Origin of the sequence: Acinetobacter sp. 22512 (assembly GCF_052044755.1) — a bacterium.
Taxonomy (GTDB): Bacteria; Pseudomonadota; Gammaproteobacteria; order Pseudomonadales; family Moraxellaceae; genus Acinetobacter; species Acinetobacter pittii.
Map to the genome: position 1 here is coordinate 224,105 of NZ_JBQENP010000001.1, position 21,666 is coordinate 245,770.

Here is a 21,666-nt window from a genome sequence, read left to right on the forward strand (position 1 = left end):
AATTAAGCTTGTTTCTGTTTTTGCTGCATATATGCAAAATAACCCGGCCCAGCTGAAACCTGAACTTGTTTTGCATGTAAAGGTTCACGGCAAACCGAACATGCCATGACTGGTTCAAATTTATGACCACAAGTTTTATGACGATATTCTAAAGGTTTGCCTAAACCTTGATCCATCCATTTATCTGCCCAATTCGCCATAGACAAAATAATTGGATAAAGCTCAAAACCTTTATCAGTCAATTTATATTCAAAGCGTTCCTGCCGATCAAAATAAGGAGCTTTGGCTAAAATTTCATATTCAACCAAACGCTTTAAACGATCTGAAAGGACATGACGAGTTACACCTAATGATTTTTGAAAATCATCAAAGCGGCGTATTCCCATAAAAGCATTACGTAATATTAGCATCGTCCATCGATCGCCAATCACTGATAGCATACGAGCAACCGAACAAGGTTGATCACCGATGTCATCCCATTTCATCTTTATGCGTTCCTCGATATTTCCTAGCCTAATGGCCCTATTGTTTATACCCTAAACCACTTACTACGAGTTATGCAAGATTCATTATAAAAATAACTTCTTATCAACTTTATAAAAGAATTTTTATTATAAAAAAATAGAAAGCTATTATATAAATTCACTTAACAAATATAACTCACCCAATTGTATAGTGAGTTATATCTATTATTATTCATCATTAATTTGAGATGAATACACCCTTCAAAATATGACCTGCTTCTAGTTTCACACTTGCTGGGATTCGCACCAGACAATTGGCCTGCATTAAATTACTGAGCATGTGTGATTGCTGTTTTGTCAGACTTTTAACTTTAAGTTGTCCATTGTCAAAATAAGCATGCATTCTTAGAAAACGTTCACGCGCATCTTCTTTTAAATCATGATCTAAAATTGCACTAAACCACTCCGGCCCTGCCGAGTTTCCCTGTAAAGTATCAAGCAATGCTTTACCGTAAATTTGCATTGATACATAGACCGCAGCCGGATTACCCGGTAATCCCAGTAAATAACAGTAGTGATCTGTTTCTGGATGAGAATATTCAGCAAAAAAAAGTGGCTTGCCCGGCTTTTGTTTTACTTTCCAAAAAATCTGTTCAAAACCAACTTCAAAAGCACATGGCCGAACAAAGTCATAATCACCTACAGAGACTCCACCTGTCGTTATAATGACATCATGGCTATCTTTTAACTCATTAAAGTAATGCGTGACTTGCTCTGCCTCATCTGCCACATGAATGAGTTCAATATCTAAACCATAATCTTCAAACCAAGCTTTTAGTAATGGGCCATTTGCATCAAAGATTTTACCTTCAGCTAGATCTTCTGCTTTTTCGGCAACTTCATCACCCGTGATCAAAACAGCTACTTTCGGCGCACGGTAAACGTCAACCGTTTGTACACCCGCCATACTTAAGGCAGCCAAACTTCCAATATTCAAAAATTGTCCAACTTGCGCAAGTAACTGCCCTTGCTGGATTTCTTCGCCAGTAAAACGAATATCAGCTTGAGGACGAATATGTTCAGTTAACGAAATTTCTTGAGGCGAAACAACCGATACGATTTCTTGCCGAGCTACATGCGTTGTCCCTTCAGGAATTTTGCCGCCCGTAAATATACGAATTGCTTGACCTTCACTCAAAATGTCATGACTTTCGCTTCCAGCACGAATCTCACCAGTAACCTGAAACTTTTGATTATTTAAATCTTCGGCATGACAACAAAGTGCATAGCCATCCACAGCACTTTGAGAAAAGCTTGGTAGGTTAATTTCTGAATAAATTTCTTTAGCAAGATACCCACTTAGGCTATTTTGAAGAGGTTGCTGAATTGAACCTAATTTTTTAGGTCGGTTACTAATCAGCTCAATTGCTTCATCTACGCTAATCAATCCACGTTCTGCACCACAACCAGTCATTACTCATAGCCTCCCGGATGTGGTAGATCACGGCAAACATCAAAAATATGGACTAAGGCAGGTAAAATAGCAGCCATTGATTCGCTTGCTCCACCACGGCTTCCCGGTAAAGTCACCACTAAAGAACGATCAATAAAACCAGCTACTCCACGCGACATTGCAGCGTATGGCGTGCGTTTTTGTCCAAATGAACGAGCAGCTTCCATTAAGCCATCTAGCTTTCGTTCTAAAAGTGGTTCTAGCGTATCAACTGTAATGTCACGCTTACCAATTCCTGTCCCACCAACCGTCATAATGCAAGCATATGATTTGCTCAACTCAAGCACTAAGTTTTTTAAAGTATCCGCTTCATCTGGCAAAATTTGGTAATGGATTGGATCGAATCCTGCTTCTGTTAAAGTTTCAACCACAGATTTTCCGGCAGTATCGGGCTTTCTACCTGCTGCTACGGTGTCCGACAACACAATAACCGCAGCCGAAACAGGCTGACGAAGAACTCGCTTAAAGTGTGATTTGCCACCTTTTTTCTTAAGCAATTTACATTGATCCATCCAGAGTTCTTCTGGTTCACAATGCGGTTTTAACATGTCGTAAATGGTTAACCCTGCAAGACTTGCAGCCGTTAAGGCTTCCATTTCTACGCCAGTTGGACCAATGGTTTCCACCACGGTAATAATCTTTACAAAATCATGTTCTAGTTCATATTCAACATCTGCACGATAAATCGGCAGTGGATGACACAAAGGAATCAGCTCATCAGTTCGTTTTGCTGCCAAAATCCCTGCAACACGTGCAGTTTTTAACGCATCCCCTTTTTCGGTATTCCCCTGTCTTAATAATTCAATACAGTGCGGTGGTGCATATAAAATTGCTTGTGCTTCAGCAACACGATAACTCTCCGGCTTCATTCCTACGTTTTTCATTATTTATCCTAGTCTTGCTTATTTCAGTGTGAGTGTTCATGGCCGGCATGATGGTGATGTTTGTGTTCGTGCGGTGCATCCTTACGAATACAACAACCCTCTACATAGTGACTCGTACCATCTGCAAAGAACTCTTCTTTAAACACAGGCACTTCATGTTTTACTCGCTCAACCGCTTCTTCGCATGCTTGAAAAGCTTCACGGCGATGGGCTGCATAAGCAATTGCAATGATTGCTGTTTCACCGACATCTAGATGCCCAATCCGATGAACCACTCGCACATAAGATACCTGATACTTTTTCTCAATTTCCAGTTCAATTTCACGTATCATTTTTTCAGAAAGCGGTTTATAAGAGGTATATTTCAACGCCTTAACCGCTTTACCTTCATGGTGATTACGAACTGTACCCATAAAAATATCAATTCCACCGCATTCTGGAAAAGATTCAATAGGATCAAAAGTATCTAAGCTTAAAACCTGCTCTTGAATACGTGCAAAATCTCGCATAGCTTAGCCTCCTGCAACTGGTGATAATAAAACCAAAGTACACGGCTCACTTAAGGCCGATTGTCTTGTTATGACATTATCGCCAATAGCGCATGCACATTTTTCCATGGCCTGTGTACATTCCGGATGCAACGAAACAATTTCATTTAAGACATCTTTAACTAAAATATCGGTGGGGAAAACTAACGAAAGATTTTGTGGAAGCAATTTTTCAATTGCACCAAATGATTCGATTTTAATTTGGATAGATTGCTGCATTTATCCCCCAAGCATATGCATACTGATTTTACGGGTTTGTTGATGTTGTAAGGCATGAAAGCCTTTAGCTTTATGCCAAATATAAGGATGGACCAAATTCTTTAAATTTTGGATATACATGTCGTATTCCGGTGTACGTTGTTTACTTACCAGCGTTTGAAGCTGTGGCTTAATATTTAAACCCTGCGGGGCAAAGAGACAGTTATAGAGTTCACCTTGTGCCGTTAGTCGTATACGGTCACATTGGTGGCAAAATGAGTGAGTAATGGTAGAAATGATGCCTAGCGCGTAACTATTGTTAAGTAGATATTGGCGTGCTGGCTCATGTTGCTGCTCAATCACTTGTACTGAATAATGTGGTTGCAACGCCTGTAAAATTTCGGCTTCACTCACCACATCTTTATTTGACCAAAGTGCATCACCATCAAGTGGCATGAATTCAATAAAACGTAGCGGAATATGATTGGCGATAGACCATTTCACCATCGGTAGGATTTGATCCTCATTTTTATCTTTCATTAACACGCAGTTAATTTTAAAAGGTAGCCCTGCATCTTTTGCAGCTTGAATACCCTCAAGAACTGGTTCTAACTTTTTCTTAGTGAGCTCTTTAAATTGAATCGGATCTAGGCTATCTAGACTAATATTTAAATCATCTAGACCAGCATCTTTTAATTGCTGAGCGTATTTTGCAAGATAATGTCCATTGGTGGTCATTGAAATACGTTTTAAACCTAATGCTTTTAAAGCTTGTAAATCGCGAACGAAATGAACAATACCTTGACGCATTAATGGTTCACCACCCGTAATACGGATGCTTTCAATACCTTGTTGCACCATAAAACTGCAAAACTGAAAGAGCGCCTCAAAACTAAGCAAATCTTGTTTATTTAGCCATTCAGGATGTTCAGGCATGCAATACACACACTTAAAATTACAGCGATCAGTTACTGAAATACGTAACTTTCGCTTGATACGCCCATATTGATCTTGCAAAAGCATTGGCGCAGTTTCAGAGTGATATTGTTTCATTATTTGCACTCATATCGAGAACAGTTCAAATATTGCAAGCACTCATTAAGAGCAATTAAACTTTTAAAATTGCGCCTTAGTAGTGCTTTGATCTTTATTGCAAAATTTGTTCCAATTCTATTTATCATCCATAACTTTTTGGGTTGTATTTGAAATTTCGGCCGTATCGTTTTAGTTCAAACTTTAAAGCTTTACAAAATCAGTGCGGCGTCAACCTTTTATATGCCCTACTTTATTTCTAGCACTTTTCTAAACGGATGGGTACATATTTATGGTACGGTGTTTTAGATAAAGGGTCACAATGCTCACCAGAAATGAGCATGTTTAATTGTGGTCCAATAGGTTCCCCACCTTGAAAGCGCATGCCATAACCATGTGGAAGCGAAACAACTCCTTTTCGCATTCCCTCATCAAAATCTACAGTAACCTGAATTTCTCCATGTTGTGAGATACATTTGATTTGATCACCCACAGCTACACTTAAGGCTTCTGCATCTTCAGGATGAATTCGTAAAGCTCCTTCAGCATCTACTTTTCGCCATGCTGGGTCACGGTAAATTTGGTTGGCGTTATAACTACGTCGCTCACCTGATAAGAGGATAAAAGGAAACTCTTCTATATTAACGTTATGGCTTTTCAAGCTTGCGAGCTCACTTAACATCTCGGGAATCGCTAGACGTATTTTCTTATCTTTATAAGCCACCAGTTTCCAGACTTCGTCATATTCATGTTGCGATAAAACCATACCTGAACGTTGCTTTAATATTTGCTCAAATAGTTTGACACCTTGTGTTAACGGATTACCCTTATAACCTGCACGACGTACCGCTTTGGTGTGTAACACAGCATATTGAATAGACAGCGGCAATAAAAAAGCTACTGAACCAGCTGATTTTTCTAACTGCTTACCTAAAGTACGATAGATAATTGAAGCTGCAAAAGGAATATATTTTTTGTGTCGTGCAAAAGTGAGTCCCAATGCCGACAAATACGGTAAATAAGCTATTTTTTTCGAGTCGACTGAAACTATTTTTTCTAAAATTGGAAAGCGTTTTGGAATCACCTGCATGGCTTCAAGTAATCGAGTATAAATTTCGGCTTCCGGTAAAGTGTTTGCTTGAGCAGCCAATACGGAATGACGCAGGTGAAAACCATTCTTAGGAAATTCCAAGTTAAAACCAGTAAATTCCCATTTTTCAAACTGAGTATGAGCAGGCAAAATATAGTCGGCGAGTCTCGCGGTTTCTGTCATCGCAACATCAACTACCACCAACAAATCTAATGCTTTAAATGCTTCCTCATAAGCTGGTGTATCAGGATAAGTTAATAACGGATTACAGCTATCTACAAAAACTGCGCGAATTCGCTTTTCCCCTGCTTTTAAGATTTCATCGGGTAAAATATTAGGCGGGAAAAACCCGGAAATCGGGAACATTTTATGGTAAACACTACGTCGATATTTCGGCTTTCTTTCATCTGTATCGCTTAAGATTGGAATTAACATAGTATGCAGATTATTGGTACCTTGCTTTCCAAAGTTTCCAGTCAGTAAGTACAGTAGTTTTTCTAAATATCCGTTTAATGTAGTATTTAAAGTATGTTGAATGCCTAAATCAATACGTATACAGCCTTTTTTCGCCTTGGCAAAATCTCGAACGACTTGGTAAATCAAATCGACTGGAACATCAGCTTTAGCAATATAGTCTTCAATTGGAACTCGACTAAATGCTGTTTTTACGTCTTCAAAACCGTGCGTATGCTGCTCAATAAATGCTTCGTCATAAAGCTTTTCTTTAATAATGATCGCAATCATGGCTGACATTAAAAAAGCATCTGTCCCTGGTTTTAATTGCACATGGATATCTGCTTGTTTGGCTGTTTCGGTAACACGCGGGTCAAACACCACCATAGTTCGGTTCGGATCTTTCTTAATATGTTTTAGCGTGTCTCGGGCGTTGGGAATGCCATGGGCCTGAAAAGGATTTGTTCCAATGAAAAGTACATAGTCGGCATGTTCAACATCTTCTGTGGTATGGCAAGCCTGACTACCGAACAAACGACCATTCAGCCAGAAATCACCCGTTTTTTCTTGGGCAAGTGAGTTGTATGCATAATAACTTTTCATGGCCAGCAAAAGTTGTCGACCATACGCTGCACCAAGATGATTGCCTTGACCACCGCCCCCAACCGAAGCAAAAGCAGTTCCGCCAAAATCATCTCTAATCTGCACTAATCGATCAGCAATTTCTTGTATCGCCACATCCCAACTAATTTCTTTAAATGAACCATTTGGTTGGCGTTTTAAAGGTGTGGTCAAACGATCTGCGTGTTGCTGGTAGTGCTGTAATCTTGCGGCTTTTTGGCAAATGTAGCCTTGAGAAAATGGATGTTCAGGATTGCCTTTAATTTTGACAAACTGATTATCTTTAATTTCTACGCTCAAACCGCAGTTTCTAGAACATAAGATACATGCGGTTACATCTGTTTTACTTTGCTGAGCTGCGTCCATCATTTTTCTGGCTCCGTTTATTTTTATACATCTAGCTAGAATTAAAACAACAGGTTCCAAAATAGAACTTATATATTAGATAGTCAAGAACGCATCATTTTAAATTTGTTTATAACATCACTTTAGTTTGTAAATTAATAGAATCTAATGTTTAACTCGCGGTAAATATCTCTTTAAAAGCATTGATTTGTTTATATTGTTGAAGCTCATCCAGAGAGTTAATGCTATGAAAAAATAAGTTTTGTTTTTGAAATACGGCGACTTGTGCATGTAAAAGTTTAAAGCACTCTTTCAAACTTAATCGTTGTTTGTCAATTTGCTCTCGTACCGTAATCAGGCTTTCACGCTTTAATAAGCAAAATGGATATAAAGCATCTCCATTAATTGAAACATAGGCTGCCTGAGCTTGTTTATTTTTGCGTAGTGCGCTATGTAATTTCGCAACGACTTGCGTAGGTATATACGTCACATCACAGGGAACACACAAAACATAATCTGCTTTTACATGTGACCATGCGCTTTTCATACCCATAAGCGGGCCGAAAAAACCAGAAGCATCATCTTGAAAACACTTAATATCAGGCACAATACTTTGATAAATCGAATAATCACGATGACTATTTACCCAAATTTCAGATACAGATGACTTTAGTTTTTGATGAATTTTGGATAGTTGCGTATCGCCATCAAATTGCTGCAACAGCTTATTTAAACCATTCATACGGCGGGCTTGTCCACCCGCCAAAATGACCAGATCAGTTACGGGATATCCCTTATTCACACTTCCACCTCTTGTTGGCAAGCTTTAATCAAGCCACGAATCTCAGGTAAACATGAACCACAGTTCCCACCTGCTTTTAAACATGCAGTAACCTGTTTTTCATGGGTAATGTTTTGTGTTTTTATGACGTCGATAATTTTATTCTTACCTACTTTAAAACAACTACACACTAAAGGCCCATCATTATTAGTAGCCGACATTGGCATACCCGCTAGTAAAGCTTTTCGGTGCAAGGCGCTCAAACGTTCTCGTTTAAACAGACTCGCTACCCAATCACGGTCTGGCAATAAATCTGGCGGTGCAATATATAGACTTGCAATTACAATGCCATCTTTCAAAATAACGCTATGGCTCAGTTGTGAAGAGATATCTTCTATGCTTAACCATTCAAAGGTTTCATCGGCAAATGGTAAAAAGCTTTTCAGATTCTTTTGAGTATCATGAAAAGTTTGGCGGTCTGCAAGTTCATAACGATTGGTTTTCACCATTTTGACTTTGGTCCACCATGCACAGTGATGTAGCGATTCTTGAATATGCGAATCATATCCTTCACGAATATAGAGCACGCCCTGCCAAGTGGTATAGAACGGCTGAATGATTACAGGCGTATGTTTGAACTCAGGTTCACCTGAAATTGCATCAACTTCTGGATTAACGACTTTACCAATGCGGGCGTCGGATGCAACCTGTTCAGTCCAGTGAATCGGTGCAAAAATTTGCCCACGACGGACACCCGATGAGAAGGTCACACGTAGTACACAACTGCCCCATTTCGAACGAACTTCTACTAAACCTTGATCACGTACACCAAACTTTAAGGCATCATTTGGATGAATCTCACAGAATGGTTCAGCGCGGTGACTGGTCAAATTTGGTGACAAACCAGTACGCGTCATGGTGTGCCATTGATCACGAATACGTCCCGTGTTCAAAATGAGCGGATAATCTTCTGAAACTGCATGTACCGGATCAATCGCAACAGTCGGAATCAATTTTGCCTTGGCATTTTTATGACTAAACTGGCCATTGCCAAACAGTTGTTGAACGGCTTTAGCGTCTTGGGTTTTATCCCATACTGGCCATTGCATTGGTTGTAGAGCATCGTACTCAGCATTAGTTAGGTTCATTAAACCTTTCAGGTTGAAATAACGAAAATTATTACTCTCTTCTCGCATATCCATGTCTGCATTGTCTTGTGCAGATAGCGCAGCATGCTCATTGAAGATGTCACTTGCACTCGCAAAGTCAAAACCTTTAAAGCCTAATTTTTTCGCAACTTGACTCACTGACCACCAATCCGCCTTTGCTTCACCCGGTGCAGGTAAGAAAGCACGTTGACGTGAAATACGGCGCTCAGAGTTCGTCACTGTGCCATCTTTTTCACCCCAACCTAAAGCTGGAAGCAAAATATCGGCGTAAGCTGTAGTATCGGTATCGGCACAGATATCTGACACGACGACTAACTCGCACTTCTCTAAAGCACGTTTAACTTGATCGGCATCTGGCAAACTCACCACCGGATTGGTTGCCATAATCCAGATCGCTTTAATTTTTCCAGCTTCAACCGCATTAAATAAATCAACTGCTTTTAAGCCCGCTTGATTTGCAATAAATGGGCTATCCCAAAAAGTTTGCACTACTTTTTGATGTGATGGATTATCTAAGTCCATGTGTGCCGCTAGCATATTGGCTAAGCCACCCACTTCTCGACCACCCATCGCATTGGGTTGGCCTGTCATTGAAAATGGTGCGGCGCCGAGCTTACCAATTTTGCCTGTTAGTAAGTGACAATTAATAATGCTGTTGGCCTTATTTACGCCCTGACTTGATTGATTCACACCCATTGAAAATAGCGTGATTACCTTTTCAGTCTGCGCAAATTTCTCAAAGAACTGCTGTAATTTATCGAGTGCAATTCCCGTACGCTTTGCCACATATTGAATATCAGTTTCTGGCTGGCTGCTTGCCAAAACATCTTGCAGACCTTCGGTATAAACATCAACAAAAGCCTGATCGGCATGACCATTTTGATATAGATATTGGAATAGACCGTTAAACAATGCGACATCTTGGCCCGGTAAAATCGGTAAATGTAAATCCGCTTGCTCACAAGTACTGGTAAAACGTGGATCAATCACTACAACAAACATATCGGGATTGTGGCTTTTAGCCTGCATAATCCGCTGATACAGCACAGGATGGCACCATGCGGTATTGGAACCAACCAAAACCACCATGTCTGCATGTTCAAAATCTTCATAACTTGCAGGCACAATATCTTCACCGAAACTACGTTTGTGACCTGCCACCGCAGATGACATGCAAAGGCGTGAGTTGGTATCGATATTTGCAGTGCCTAAATAGCCTTTTACAAACTTATTCACCACATAATAGTCTTCAGTCAAAAGCTGACCTGAAACATAAAATGCAATGCTGTCACGACCATATTGATCGATACAAGATTGGAATTTATCGGCAAGTTTATTGATTGCCGCATCCCATGTCGTTACTACCCGATCAGCTTTGCGCCCCATCATTGGTTGTAAAACACGTGTTTCTAACCCTAAAGTATCCGCGAGTCGGCTACCTTTAATACATAAGCGTCCAAAGTTGGAAGGATGCTCGGCATCCCCCTCAACTTGTACTAGAGGTCCTTGCGGTTTTTGTTGGACGTTTACGCTAACACCACAACCTACACCGCAATATGGACATGTTGTTTTAGTGTTTTTTGCAACTGCAACATGGTCGGAGCTATCGATTTCAACGCTTGGAATACTATTCATAACTGCTCCTTTCCCTATTTAGCCTGCATTTTTTAATGCAAAATCTCGACCAAATAGCAGCTTATTTCTAAATGAAGAAACAGGTGTTTGGTCTGCAATTAACTCTGCATACCACATGCCATCTTCAGTATCACCAAACAATACTGCACCGATTACTCGATCGCTTTGAATGATAATACGCTTATAAATCTGGCGTTTTTCATCGTTCAGGATAATGTCTTCATAATCATCTTTCGGCTCAAAATTACCAGCCGAGAATACATCGACACCACTGACTTTTAACTGAGTCGGCACAGTGGGTGCTTTAAAAGTTAAGCTGCCGTGTTCAGCCAGATGGGTCGCGCAAATAAAAGCTTGCCCCCATAGTGGCTCAACCAAACCAAAAGTTTGACCACGGTGTTCGATACATTCACCCACCGCGTAAATACTTGGATCAAACGTTTGCATGGTGTCATTCACCAATACACCGCGATTGCAACGTAAACCAGCACTTTGTGCCAAAGCAATATTTGGACGAATGCCCACAGCAAATACCACAAGGTCAGCATCTAAGACCGTGCCATCTTTCAAACGGATTTGTTTGACATGACCATTTTCATCACCAATTAACGCCTCTGTATTGGCTTCGGTAATAATATGAATGCCTTTTTGCTCAATGCTATGACGAAGTAATTGACTCGCACGTCCATCAAGTTGACGTTCCATAATACGGTCCATCAAATGCAATACTGTGACATTCATACCGCGTTGTTTTAAACCATACGCCGCTTCTAAACCGAGTAAACCACCACCAATCACCACTGCATTGGTTTTTGAATCGCAGTATTCAATCATGGTGTTGACGTCATAAATATCGCGGAAAGTTAACACGCCCTTTAAGTCAACACCTTGAACTGGTGGAATAAATGGTGCCGAGCCTGTTGCCAGAATCAAACGGTCATAATCAACTGTCTGGCCTTTTTCGGTGTAAACCACTTTACGCGGACGATCAATTTTTACGGCTTTATCACCGGCAATAAATTTAATGCCTTTATCGTCATACCACTTTGGTGGATGCAACATAATGTCTTCAATGGTTTTTTCACCCGATAAAACCGGAGATAACATAATGCGGTTATAGTTACCCCAAGGTTCTTCACCAATCACCGTAACTTCATAACGGTCTGGTGCCATATCTAGTAAATCTTCCAGACAACGCATACCCGCCAAGCCATTCCCGATCAGCACCAGTTTAAGTTTGTCTTGTGATACACCTGTATTGGTAATATAAGTTTTTTGCGGCACTGCATTGACCCAAACACGGCCATCAACAATTTTGCTCGGATAAACCGCCAATTTTTGGTCTTTATCTTCTAAACAACGCCCTGTTGCTAAGCTGAAATGTTGTTTATAGATTGGTGATGCAATGACACGCTCGCCTTGTAAATCTCCGATAATCCCACGGCTCATCACATTCGCTTGGCTAAATGGATCTTTATTACTCAGCACGTAAACACGTTTTTCATGTCCTACACGGAAGATTGCTACCGCTTGGTCACCCACTAGTGCACCCGCGCCAGTGTTTGGGGTTAAATCATCGAGTGCACACACATCAATCCATTGATCATCAGGAAGCATATTTTTGTCTTGTACAATATTCATATAAGTTCTCCTTTATGCTTCAACCATTGGAATACGGTCTTCTGAACGTTCAGCTTCAGTTAATGGGCGAATTTGACCACGTTCAGTTGTAAATTGAATGTGTGGATCGGCCTGTTCATTTGCTCCTGCGTTGATATACGTTTGGAAGCGTTTACGAACTTCAGGATTTTCCACCGCAGTACGCCATTCGTCTTGATATGTGCCAATGATGTGTTCCATACGGCGCTCAAGCTCGGCAGCCAAACCAAGTGAATCATCCACCACTACAGATTTAAGGTAATCTAAACCGCCTTCCATGTTGTCGCGCCATACACTCGTACGTTGTAAACGGTCTGCGGTTTGGATGTAGAACATATAGAAACGGTCGATGTAACGGATGAGCGTTGCTTTATCAAGGTCAGATGCAAGTAACTCTGCATGACGTGGTTTCATACCACCGTTACCACATACATAAAGGTTCCAACCTTTTTCGGTCGCGATAATACCAACGTCTTTACCTTGCGCTTCCGCACACTCACGAGTACAGCCAGACACTGCCATTTTTAATTTATGCGGTGAACGTAAACCTTTGTAGCGGTTTTCAAGCTCAATCGCTAAACCAACTGAGTTGTCTACCCCGTAACGGCACCATGTGCTACCTACACAAGATTTCACGGTACGCAATGATTTACCGTAAGCATGACCAGACTCGAAGCCCGCAGCATTCAGCTCTTCCCAAATGAATGGAAGCTCGTGAACTTGCGCACCGAACATGTCAACACGTTGACCGCCAGTAATTTTGGTATACAAGTTATATTTCTTCGCAATTTGACCAATCGCGATTAAACCATCTGGAGTCACTTCACCACCAGCCATACGCGGTACAACCGAGTAAGAACCGTCTTTTTGGATGTTACCCAAATAGTAGTCATTACTGTCTTGTAAGCCTGCATGACTTGGCTCAAGTACGAAATCGTTCCAGCAAGATGCCAAAATATTTGCTGCCGCCGGTTTACAAATATCACAACCTAAACCATGACCATGTTGATGAATCAAATCATCAAAAGTTTTGATTTCATTGACACGAACCAAGTGATACAACTCTTGACGCGAGTACGGGAAGTGTTCGCAAATGTGGTTATTTACAGTCACGCCTTGACGTTGCAACTCTGACTTTAACACTTGTGTCACTAATGGTGCACAGCCACCACATGCTGTTGCTGCTTTGGTGCATTTCTTTAATGCACCTAAAGAGGTCGAACCATCGCTAATTGCTTGGCAGATGTCTGCTTTTGATACATTGTTACATGAACAAATGGTTGCGCTGTCTGGAAGTAAATCTACACCGCTACCACCAGACTTACCTGCTGATTGTTCAAAGCCCGGCATGATCAAGCTTTCAGGTACTTCAGGTAAAGCCAGACCGTTTAACATCATTTGTAAAAGGTCGTTGTACTCTTTCGCATCGCCCACCAAAACCGCGCCCAGCAATTTGGTTTTATCTGCATTTACAACAATCTTTTTATAAACCAGTGCATGCTCATCTGCATAGAAATAGCTTAATGCTCCCGGAGTCATGGCATGTGCATCACCTACAGAAGCAACGTCCACCCCCATCAACTTCAACTTGGTGCTCATGTCTGCACCAGCGAAGCAATGACACTCTTCATCTAAAATATGTTTTGCTGCAATACGTGCCATGTCATAGCCCGGTGCAACCAAACCATAAATTTTATTTTGCCAAAGCGCACATTCACCAATGGCATAAATATTGTTATCTGAAGTTTGGCAGTAATCATTAATGACAATACCGCCACGCTCACCAATCGCGAGACCACTGTTACGTGCAAGTTCATCACGTGGACGGATCCCCGCAGAGAATAAAATGACATCTGCTTCAAGCTCGCTACCATCTGCAAATTTCATTACATGTGTAGTGCTGTTGCCACATTCGATAGATTGTGTCGCTTTTTGTGTATGAACTTTTACACCAAGGTCTTCAATTTTACGGCGTAAAACTTTACCGCCCAAATCATCAATTTGAACTGCCATTAAACGTGGCGCAAACTCAACAACGTGTGTTTCTAGATCTAAATCACGTAAAGCTTTTGCGGCTTCAAGACCAAGTAAACCACCACCAATGACTACACCCGTTTTTGCATTAAGACTTGCTGCACGAATCGCATCTAAGTCTTCAATCGTACGGTAAACAAAGCAGTTTTCACGGTCATTACCCGGAATTGGTGGAACGAATGCATACGAACCAGTTGCCAACACCAATTTGTCATAGCTGATGACATCACCATGATTGGTTGTGACTGTTTGTGCAGCTGTATCAACTGCAGTTGCTTTTGTATTTAGACGTAAGTCAATGCCATGAGCATCAGCAAAGTCAAAACGTGCTAAAGATAAATCTTTTGCTGATTTCCCAGAGAAATATTCTGTCAAATGTACACGGTCATAGGCGATACGAGGTTCTTCCGCGAGAATCGTGATTTCCAGTTCATCATCTGCTTTTTCTAAAATGGCTTCGATGAATTTGTGGCCCACCATACCATGACCAATCATTACCAATTTCATAGTGTTTCTCCTCAAATCACGTTGCTTTTAAGCTGCGTTATTGTGTTCTCAAATAGACATTGTTTTTTTGCCTTGTGTTCTACCGAGAAGCGAATCAATCTCACAAAGCATGTAGCTGCTTGGAATCCATTTTTCCCACTCGTTAATGACACCCAATGCACAGCAAAGTCATAAAAAGAAATAAAAAAAGCGAGCCCCCTCATAGAGAAGGCTCGCATCGCTGGAACTGAAAAATTAGATAATTCAGATGTAACTTTTTTATGCAATAAAAATAAAGACATGGCCTTCACTCCGACTGAACGTAAATTCTTTGTGTGCACAGTTGCACTCACAAATTCGATCAGAACGGACATCGTTGGCCGTCTTTAAAACTTATGGTCGTCTTCGACCTGTAATTAAGTAAGCATTTTGCATGCCAATTCTTATACAAATTTAATTTAAAATTTTTTTATTTTTAATTTCATATAGATATAATTTCGCCAGCTATCTTATAAAAATAATGTCTTATTCTATTTGCCCCATCGCTGTACACTTAAATAGTTGAAATAAAAATATGTCTTGCCACAAAATGAATCGTATTTTTGCACCAAGACTGACCACATTAATTCTTTAGCTCGCTGAAATGCCACTTAAACTGGATTTTTTGTTTAGTTTTGGATGGCACTAATCTTGCTTAAAACCTGATAACAAAAAACGCGTCGAATTGGCGCATTTTCTTAGCCTGATTTTCTGAACTTATGCCAAAACTCAAAATAGCCCTTATTGATGATGATCATGCGCGAGCAGACTATATAAGAAAAAGTCTGCTTGAAAATGATTTTGAAGTGGTCGCTTGCCTTACTTTGGACCATTTAAATATTTTTCGTCTCGAGCATTTACAAGCCGATGTGATCTTGCTCGATATGGATCATCCTCATCGTGACATTATTGAAAGTTGTGTGAGTAGCTATGACCTACCGACTGTCCTGTTCACTAAAAATTCAGATAAAGACACCATCAAACAAGCCATCGATGCGGGAGTAACGGCTTATATCGTAGATGGCATAGACCCTGCCCGTTTACATACCATTTTAGAAATCTCGATTGAGCAATATAAAAAGCACAAAAAACTCGAAGGTGATTTAAAAGAGGCTCAAACCAAACTGGCTGACCGTAAAGATGTTGAAAAGGCCAAAGTGTTACTCATGCAACTCCACGGGCTGCCTGAAGATACAGCTTTCCAACTTCTTAGAAAAAATGCCATGAGTCACCGTATAACGATTGGAGAAATGGCACGGCGGTTACTTGATGCCCAAAAATTACTCAACAATCAACTAAAGGATGAATAAATGAGCACATTAGAAAAGACTCAATTACAACTCGGCTATATTCCTTTGCTTGATTGTCTTGCATTGCTTTGGGCAAAACAAAGAGGCTTCTTTGAGGAAGTCGGTTTAGACGTCACTTTAGTTAAAGAAGCATCTTGGGCAAGTCTTCGAGACCGTCTTGCTTTTGGTCTATTAGATGCAGCGCATTGCTTATCTGCAATGTTACCTGCGGCGGCTGTCGGCACAGATCAAATTGGCACGCCACTGCAAACATCACTCGTTTTAAGTGAAAACCGTGCTTTCATTAGCTTAAGTCAAAAACTTACTCATCAACTTACAATTCAAAAAAATGATACGGCCCAAGTAACAGCGCAAAAAGTGGCAGATTATCTCGAACAAGGTCACTCCATTTCTTTAGCGCATGTATTTAAGCATTCTATTCATCATTATTGTTTAAGAGAGTGGCTCGCCTTAGCAAACCCTGAACTTGCTCAATCTATCCAGCTCAAAACATTACCGCCACCTTATATGGTTGAAGCATTAGACAAACATGTGATTGATGGTTTTTGTGTAGGAGAACCTTGGAATACTCAAGGAGAGCTTTTAGGTTTAAGTAAAATGATTTGCTCAAGTCAAAACATTATTCCACCTGTGGCTGATAAGGTTTTAGCCGTAACTCAAGAATGGGCTGAACAGCATCCACAAACACTGGTTGCACTCACCACGGCAATTATGAAAGCCCAACAAGAATTGAGTGAGTTAGACGATTTTGCTCCAATTTTAAAATTATTAGTCGAGTTTGGAATTGTGCGCTTCCATTGTTCAGAAGAAGTACATGTCGACAAATACTATATGATTCAGGATATTGTCCGTCATTTAGTAAAAGAAAGTGCACTTCCAAAAGTAGAAGATTTTTATTGGCTGCTCGAGCAAATGCAAAAATGGGATGAACTTCAACTCGACCAAGCACAAATCACAAGCTTGGGTGCTCAATGCATTAATCTTGAGGCTTATGAACAAGCTAAACAACGCTATCGTTCATAACTTTTCTACTTATTAAATCGCCATAAAAAAAAGCTGTCTTTTATGACAAAGACAGCTTGAAAGACCCATAAGACAAAATGCGAAACACGCATTACTATATTTTCTAGGCTCAACTGATCCGTTGAAAATATAGCGCTTATGGAAATGATCATATCTATCTAAGCGTATCATTTTCAGACATTTTCATATCAATAACTGCCACTTGATCACTTTCAGTTCATTATTCAAAGCATCTTAAGTCAGTCTTTAAATACCTCTCTCTTCTTTAAGCCTTAAATCTACCCATGCTCACTGCAGAATAGTGATGCATCAATTACGCGGGTGAAGTCATAAATTTCATTTTATTTCTTCAAAATAATTTCTCGCATCTGTCTTAATTAAATTATTTTTTTTAGCTCTAAAGTAATTTATTGCCTATGTCATTATATTTAAAAAGATTTATTTATTAATCCTTTTGTAAAACTTAAATATTACGATTCAAATAATTAGATAAAAAAAATTAGTGAAAAATCCTCTAAGTCCCTCCTGTTTTTAGTTACAAACCGCAACAATCATGGCACAAATGGTAATAATAATTTAATTAATAATCATTATCATTCACACCACATAAAAACCTGAGAAGATCTACCATGATCCATGAAAATATTCTCGACTGCATAGGTAAAACGCCACTACTACAATTATCAAGGCTATTCACGCATCAATCGATCTCAGTGATTGCGAAAATGGAATTGTTAAACCCAGGAGGAAGTATTAAAGACCGTCCGGCATTATTCATGCTACAGGAAGGCCTGAAATCTGGAGTGATTAATAAAGATAGTCATATTGTTGAAAGTTCATCAGGGAACTTAGCGATTGCGCTTGCAATGGCCTGCAAAATATATGGATTAAAATTTACTGCCGTTATTGACCCGAAAATTGCCTCAGCAAACTTACAAATGTTGAAGCTCTACAAGGCCAATATCGAAATGGTCTCTGAAAAAGATCAAAACGGCGGTTATTTAAAAACCAGAATTGACACTGTAAAACGACTCTGCCAACAGCTTCCAAATGCTGTTTGGATTAATCAGTATGCAAACCCAAATAACTGGAAAAGCCATTATTTTGGAGAAGCAGAAGAAATCCTAAATCAAATTGATCGCAAGATTGATTACCTCGTGATTGGGGCAAGTACCTCTGGCACGATTATGGGCGTATCTCGTCGCCTTAAAGAAAGATTTCCAGAATTAAAAGTGATCGCAGTCGATATCGTCGGCTCTGTGTTGTTCGGTGGCACATCTGGTCCACGCGAAATTCCTGGGATTGGTGCAAGTACTGTCCCGCCGCTACTCTCCCCCGATGAAATTGATGATGTCATTTATGTAGATGACTATGAGTCGGCACTCGGTTGCAGAGAACTTCTTGAACATGAAGGAATTTTTGCTGGCGGTTCAAGTGGCTCATCAATTTCAGCCATCAAAAAACTGATTCCAACCATTCCTGATGGATCGTGCGTCTTAACGCTGTTGCCCGATCGCGGCGATCGTTATCTCGATCTTGTTTATGAAGATGAATGGTTCGAAATGATCAAGAAGCGTCACTTCAATCGAAACTTAAGACGCCAAGAAAACCTTACTTTACAAAATGTTGTTTAACCTTCTCCTTAGGAAATATTCATGAGCAATTTGGCTACCCTTCGCTATTTAAGTCAATCAGATTTATTAAATCTTGGCGCAAATCATAGTAATTCATTTATTGAAGCAATTACTGAAGGTTTAACCCTGCATGCAAATAAACAGTTTGTTCAACCTTTAAAACCTTATCTTCGCTGGCAAGGTGCAGACCATATTGCCGACCGTATTATCGCAATGCCTTGTTATTTAGGCGGCAACGACCCGATTGCTGGAATCAAATGGATTGGTTCAAGACAACATAACCCTAAAAAATTCAATATTCCGCGTGCCAGCGCACTGATTGTTTTAAATGACTCAGAAACAAATTATCCAGTTGCGGTGATGGAAGGCAGTCTCATCAGTGCCATGCGAACTGCGGCAATTACTGGTGTTTCGATTAAATATCTAGCGAAAAAAGACTTTTCAGACATTACCGTGATTGGCTGCGGACCAATTGCTCAAATGCAGATTAAAACTGTGCTTGAACAATATGCTCAAGTGAAAAAAATCCATTTATTTGATGTGAACCCTGAAGCAGCTGAAAAACTCAAAGCGTTGTTCTTATCGGAATATCCACATCTAGAAATTGAAATTCATGACAGCGCTAAGTCTGCGATTCAACAAGCCGATGTCCTCATTACCTGCACAGTTTCAGATAAACCTTACATTCCATTTGAATGGCTTAAAAAAGGCTGCTTTGTTTCAAATATTTCAATTATGGATATCGAGCCTGAAGTCTTCTTAAAAGTCGACAAAGTCATTGTGGATGACTGGGACCAATCAAACCGAGAAAAGAAAGTCATCAACGTGCTGGTTGAAGATGGCTTATTCAGCCGTGAAAAACTACATGCTGAACTTGGCGACATCATTATTGGCCATAAAAACGGCCGCGAACACGAAGATGAAATCATTTTGCTCAACCCAATGGGCATGGCGATTGATGACATTGTCTGCGCTAAATGGTTCTTCAATGCTGCACAAGAACAAAACGTTGGCACGGTTCTACCGCTTTTATAAGAATAGGAATAACTAAAATGTTAGATCGGATTTACACAGCACAACTACAAAAAACGATAGATGCACTCTACATGGAGAATTATGGAGATTTTAAAGATCACATTTCCTATAAAAAGCCTTATCTGGCAATTACTCTCAATGATGAGTTGGAACTCTATTTCAGCTGTTTAAAAGTAGATGGTGTAAATCCTTTCTATGTTACCCAACCCGAAGTTTTGCTTCATAAGCTCTTGAGCAATACAACTTCTAAAATTTCTATTTCTGAAGTTTTTAACTATTTAACCCAAGCAACTTGGTGGCCATCTCCACACCATCAAAAAGCGATTGATTATTGGCTCGACAACTTAGTAACGGCTGAAAAAATTCCTCAAATTTTACAGTCAGCCCTTTCATTTTCTTCACCTTTAATCAAAAGCGAGTTGCTATCGCTGGTAGCTGACCGTCCATTTCACCCATTCGCTCATTCAAAAGGTGAACTTACACCACTCACAACTCAAAAAGAAATTGAGGTGTATTGGTGGGCATTTAAGAAGGATGACGTGATTAATAATATGGAGTCGATTCCTCATAAAGAGCTTCTGTTATCAGAAGTTGAGGAAAGTCTGATTGCTGACAAAATGGCTGAGCTTTCAGATGACTACTTAGCCCTTCCTTTGTTAGAGACTCAACATCGCTATTTAAAGTTTGATGAAAATAAGTATGAAGGTATTGACCTAAACTATGTCACCACAATTGGTTTACCGACTTCTTCTTTAAGAACGCTTATTCATAACGCAAACCCTACTCTGCATTTAAAACTCTCAACCAATGCCAAAACTTTAGGTGCAATCCGCTCTATGCCAGGTCGTTATTTAATAAATGGACATACGGCTTATAATTTTTTAAATGACGTCATTAATGAAACTGCTTTAATAAAAAATCGCCTCTTTTTGAGTAATGAAACACATTGGTGGGTGCTGGGTAAACAAGAGCCGATTGTAAAAAATTTAGGTGTAATCGGTTGCCAAGTCCGACATTTACCGGATATTTGCCAAGATAAAAAAGTTACTCCAATCACTATGTCAGCTTTAAGCTGTATGTATGTTGACCCTTGGGAAGCTTTAGGCGTTGAAGGTGACAAATGGTCATTACTAAAAGACTTAAGTGTTCATTTTATTCAAACATTCTTAACACTTTGGGCACAAGGAATCATGCCTGAATGCCACGGGCAAAACACCATGGTGTGTTATGAAAATAATAAGTTGAAATGCTTTATTTTACGTGACCACGATACCTTAAGAATATGTACCACAGCCATTGAAGAAAGTGGTTTTACTCCTCCGGTTTATACCATCGATACCAGCACGCCGAACAATCTTATCTTTACTAAAAATGAAGACTTATTTAATTACTTCATTACTTTAGGGATTCAAATTAACCTCTACCCGATTGCTTTAGCGACCTTGAAATATACAGATCGTACAGAAAGCGATTTCTGGGAGATGGTTCAAGACATTATTCATGATTTTGTAGAAACGCAACCCATTTCAGAACAAACAAAATCGCAAATTCAAACTTATCTTTTTGACAATAAGACTTGGCCATTCAAACAGCTACTTACGCCTTTACTTGCGCAAGAAAGCGACTCAACAGGCATGCCAAGTAAAATCGGAAGTACGCCAAACCCTTATCACAGCTTATCTGTTTCTAGCTATGAGACCATGGATATCTAAA

18 protein-coding genes are annotated in these 21,666 nt (G+C 39.9%); 5 read left to right on the top strand and 13 right to left on the bottom strand.

The genetic code is table 11. The features are described from left to right. Positions 1 to 2: 2 nt before the first annotated feature. The 12 genes from ACTJJG_RS01125 to ACTJJG_RS01180 all read right to left on the bottom strand — a co-directional run bounded on the left by ACTJJG_RS01125 (position 3) and on the right by ACTJJG_RS01180 (position 15,286). Entirely contained in the window at positions 3 to 485 is a 483-nt protein-coding gene (locus ACTJJG_RS01125) for a winged helix-turn-helix transcriptional regulator (protein ID WP_032062785.1), read from the bottom strand. Positions 486 to 702: 217 nt separating this feature from the next. Then, a complete protein-coding gene (locus tag ACTJJG_RS01130) occupies positions 703 to 1,938 on the bottom strand; it encodes a molybdopterin molybdotransferase MoeA (RefSeq protein ID WP_032055880.1) in 1,236 nt (411 codons plus the stop codon). Then, positions 1,938 to 2,861 (bottom strand): bifunctional molybdenum cofactor biosynthesis protein MoaC/MoaB, encoded by a 924-nt coding sequence (moaCB, locus tag ACTJJG_RS01135; RefSeq protein WP_000799986.1) that lies wholly within the window; start codon positions 2,859 to 2,861, stop codon positions 1,938 to 1,940. The genes ACTJJG_RS01130 and moaCB overlap by 1 nt, the downstream gene beginning before the upstream one ends. Before the next feature lie 23 nt (positions 2,862 to 2,884). After that, a complete protein-coding gene (locus tag ACTJJG_RS01140; protein WP_032055877.1) occupies positions 2,885 to 3,370 on the bottom strand; it encodes a molybdenum cofactor biosynthesis protein MoaE in 486 nt (161 codons plus the stop codon). A gap of 3 nt (positions 3,371 to 3,373) precedes the next feature. After that, complete coding sequence (locus ACTJJG_RS01145) at positions 3,374 to 3,628, bottom strand: MoaD/ThiS family protein (protein WP_032055875.1); 255 nt, start codon at positions 3,626 to 3,628, stop codon at positions 3,374 to 3,376. Further along, entirely contained in the window at positions 3,629 to 4,669 is a 1,041-nt protein-coding gene (gene moaA, locus ACTJJG_RS01150) for a GTP 3',8-cyclase MoaA (protein ID WP_114259797.1), read from the bottom strand. It lies immediately after the preceding gene. Between the two features lie 229 nt (positions 4,670 to 4,898). Further along, positions 4,899 to 7,172, bottom strand: a complete 2,274-nt coding sequence (locus tag ACTJJG_RS01155; protein WP_440608908.1) for a molybdopterin-dependent oxidoreductase — start codon at positions 7,170 to 7,172, stop codon at positions 4,899 to 4,901. 148 nt (positions 7,173 to 7,320) lie between these two features. Continuing rightward, the gene (mobA, locus tag ACTJJG_RS01160) at positions 7,321 to 7,950 is read right to left on the bottom strand and encodes a molybdenum cofactor guanylyltransferase (protein ID WP_032055869.1); all 630 of its coding nucleotides are present in this window, start codon (positions 7,948 to 7,950) and stop codon (positions 7,321 to 7,323) included. Continuing rightward, the gene (locus ACTJJG_RS01165) at positions 7,947 to 10,733 is read right to left on the bottom strand and encodes a nitrate reductase (RefSeq protein ID WP_032070662.1); all 2,787 of its coding nucleotides are present in this window, start codon (positions 10,731 to 10,733) and stop codon (positions 7,947 to 7,949) included. Before ACTJJG_RS01165 ends, mobA begins: the two co-directional genes overlap by 4 nt. 18 nt (positions 10,734 to 10,751) lie before the next feature. Then, positions 10,752 to 12,374, bottom strand: a complete 1,623-nt coding sequence (gene nirD, locus ACTJJG_RS01170) for a nitrite reductase small subunit NirD (RefSeq protein WP_069119855.1) — start codon at positions 12,372 to 12,374, stop codon at positions 10,752 to 10,754. A 12-nt stretch (positions 12,375 to 12,386) separates the two neighbouring features. Beyond that, positions 12,387 to 14,933 (bottom strand): nitrite reductase large subunit NirB, encoded by a 2,547-nt coding sequence (gene nirB, locus ACTJJG_RS01175; protein WP_069119853.1) that lies wholly within the window; start codon positions 14,931 to 14,933, stop codon positions 12,387 to 12,389. An 11-nt stretch (positions 14,934 to 14,944) separates the two neighbouring features. Next, a complete protein-coding gene (locus ACTJJG_RS01180; RefSeq protein WP_068557134.1) occupies positions 14,945 to 15,286 on the bottom strand; it encodes a hypothetical protein in 342 nt (113 codons plus the stop codon). 384 nt (positions 15,287 to 15,670) lie between these two features. On the opposite strand from ACTJJG_RS01180, the gene ACTJJG_RS01185 reads away from it, so the two are divergent. Both ACTJJG_RS01185 and ACTJJG_RS01190 read left to right on the top strand, forming a co-directional pair. Beyond that, entirely contained in the window at positions 15,671 to 16,261 is a 591-nt protein-coding gene (locus ACTJJG_RS01185) for an ANTAR domain-containing response regulator (RefSeq protein ID WP_002115726.1), read from the top strand. Continuing rightward, the gene (locus ACTJJG_RS01190) at positions 16,262 to 17,284 is read left to right on the top strand and encodes an ABC transporter substrate-binding protein (RefSeq protein ID WP_230445266.1); all 1,023 of its coding nucleotides are present in this window, start codon (positions 16,262 to 16,264) and stop codon (positions 17,282 to 17,284) included. Between the two features lie 5 nt (positions 17,285 to 17,289). Here the strand turns inward: ACTJJG_RS01190 and ACTJJG_RS01195 are convergent, their stop codons facing one another. Beyond that, positions 17,290 to 17,376, bottom strand: coding sequence for a hypothetical protein (locus ACTJJG_RS01195; RefSeq protein WP_081038164.1), 87 nt, complete (start codon positions 17,374 to 17,376; stop codon positions 17,290 to 17,292). A 537-nt stretch (positions 17,377 to 17,913) separates the two neighbouring features. On the opposite strand from ACTJJG_RS01195, the gene sbnA reads away from it, so the two are divergent. The 3 genes from sbnA (at position 17,914) to ACTJJG_RS01210 (ending at position 21,665) form a co-directional block, all read left to right on the top strand. Continuing rightward, positions 17,914 to 18,918, top strand: coding sequence for a 2,3-diaminopropionate biosynthesis protein SbnA (gene sbnA / locus ACTJJG_RS01200; protein ID WP_005068826.1), 1,005 nt, complete (start codon positions 17,914 to 17,916; stop codon positions 18,916 to 18,918). 21 nt (positions 18,919 to 18,939) lie between these two features. Next, positions 18,940 to 19,953 carry a 2,3-diaminopropionate biosynthesis protein SbnB gene (sbnB, locus tag ACTJJG_RS01205; protein WP_003652251.1) on the top strand — a complete coding sequence of 338 codons (1,014 nt, stop codon included), beginning with the start codon at positions 18,940 to 18,942 and terminating at the stop codon, positions 19,951 to 19,953. Between the two features lie 71 nt (positions 19,954 to 20,024). Then, the gene (locus ACTJJG_RS01210) at positions 20,025 to 21,665 is read left to right on the top strand and encodes an IucA/IucC family protein (protein ID WP_081318603.1); all 1,641 of its coding nucleotides are present in this window, start codon (positions 20,025 to 20,027) and stop codon (positions 21,663 to 21,665) included. Position 21,666 lies beyond the last annotated feature (1 nt).

What these genes read in the sequence shown, in the direction of transcription:
- ACTJJG_RS01125 (WP_032062785.1), bottom strand. Translation starts at nt 485, where the DNA reads ATGAAATGGGATGACATCGGTGATCAACCTTGTTCGGTTGCTCGTATG.
- ACTJJG_RS01130 (WP_032055880.1), bottom strand. Translation starts at nt 1,938, where the DNA reads ATGACTGGTTGTGGTGCAGAACGTGGATTGATTAGCGTAGATGAAGCA.
- moaCB (WP_000799986.1), bottom strand. Translation starts at nt 2,861, where the DNA reads ATGAAAAACGTAGGAATGAAGCCGGAGAGTTATCGTGTTGCTGAAGCA.
- ACTJJG_RS01140 (WP_032055877.1), bottom strand. Translation starts at nt 3,370, where the DNA reads ATGCGAGATTTTGCACGTATTCAAGAGCAGGTTTTAAGCTTAGATACT.
- ACTJJG_RS01145 (WP_032055875.1), bottom strand. Translation starts at nt 3,628, where the DNA reads ATGCAGCAATCTATCCAAATTAAAATCGAATCATTTGGTGCAATTGAA.
- ACTJJG_RS01155 (WP_440608908.1), bottom strand. Translation starts at nt 7,172, where the DNA reads ATGATGGACGCAGCTCAGCAAAGTAAAACAGATGTAACCGCATGTATC.
- ACTJJG_RS01165 (WP_032070662.1), bottom strand. Translation starts at nt 10,733, where the DNA reads ATGAATAGTATTCCAAGCGTTGAAATCGATAGCTCCGACCATGTTGCA.
- nirD (WP_069119855.1), bottom strand. Translation starts at nt 12,374, where the DNA reads ATGAATATTGTACAAGACAAAAATATGCTTCCTGATGATCAATGGATT.
- nirB (WP_069119853.1), bottom strand. Translation starts at nt 14,933, where the DNA reads ATGAAATTGGTAATGATTGGTCATGGTATGGTGGGCCACAAATTCATC.
- ACTJJG_RS01180 (WP_068557134.1), bottom strand. Translation starts at nt 15,286, where the DNA reads ATGTCCGTTCTGATCGAATTTGTGAGTGCAACTGTGCACACAAAGAAT.
- ACTJJG_RS01185 (WP_002115726.1), top strand. Translation starts at nt 15,671, where the DNA reads ATGCCAAAACTCAAAATAGCCCTTATTGATGATGATCATGCGCGAGCA.
- ACTJJG_RS01190 (WP_230445266.1), top strand. Translation starts at nt 16,262, where the DNA reads ATGAGCACATTAGAAAAGACTCAATTACAACTCGGCTATATTCCTTTG.
- ACTJJG_RS01195 (WP_081038164.1), bottom strand. Translation starts at nt 17,376, where the DNA reads ATGCGTGTTTCGCATTTTGTCTTATGGGTCTTTCAAGCTGTCTTTGTC.
- sbnA (WP_005068826.1), top strand. Translation starts at nt 17,914, where the DNA reads ATGATCCATGAAAATATTCTCGACTGCATAGGTAAAACGCCACTACTA.
- sbnB (WP_003652251.1), top strand. Translation starts at nt 18,940, where the DNA reads ATGAGCAATTTGGCTACCCTTCGCTATTTAAGTCAATCAGATTTATTA.
- ACTJJG_RS01210 (WP_081318603.1), top strand. Translation starts at nt 20,025, where the DNA reads ATGGAGAATTATGGAGATTTTAAAGATCACATTTCCTATAAAAAGCCT.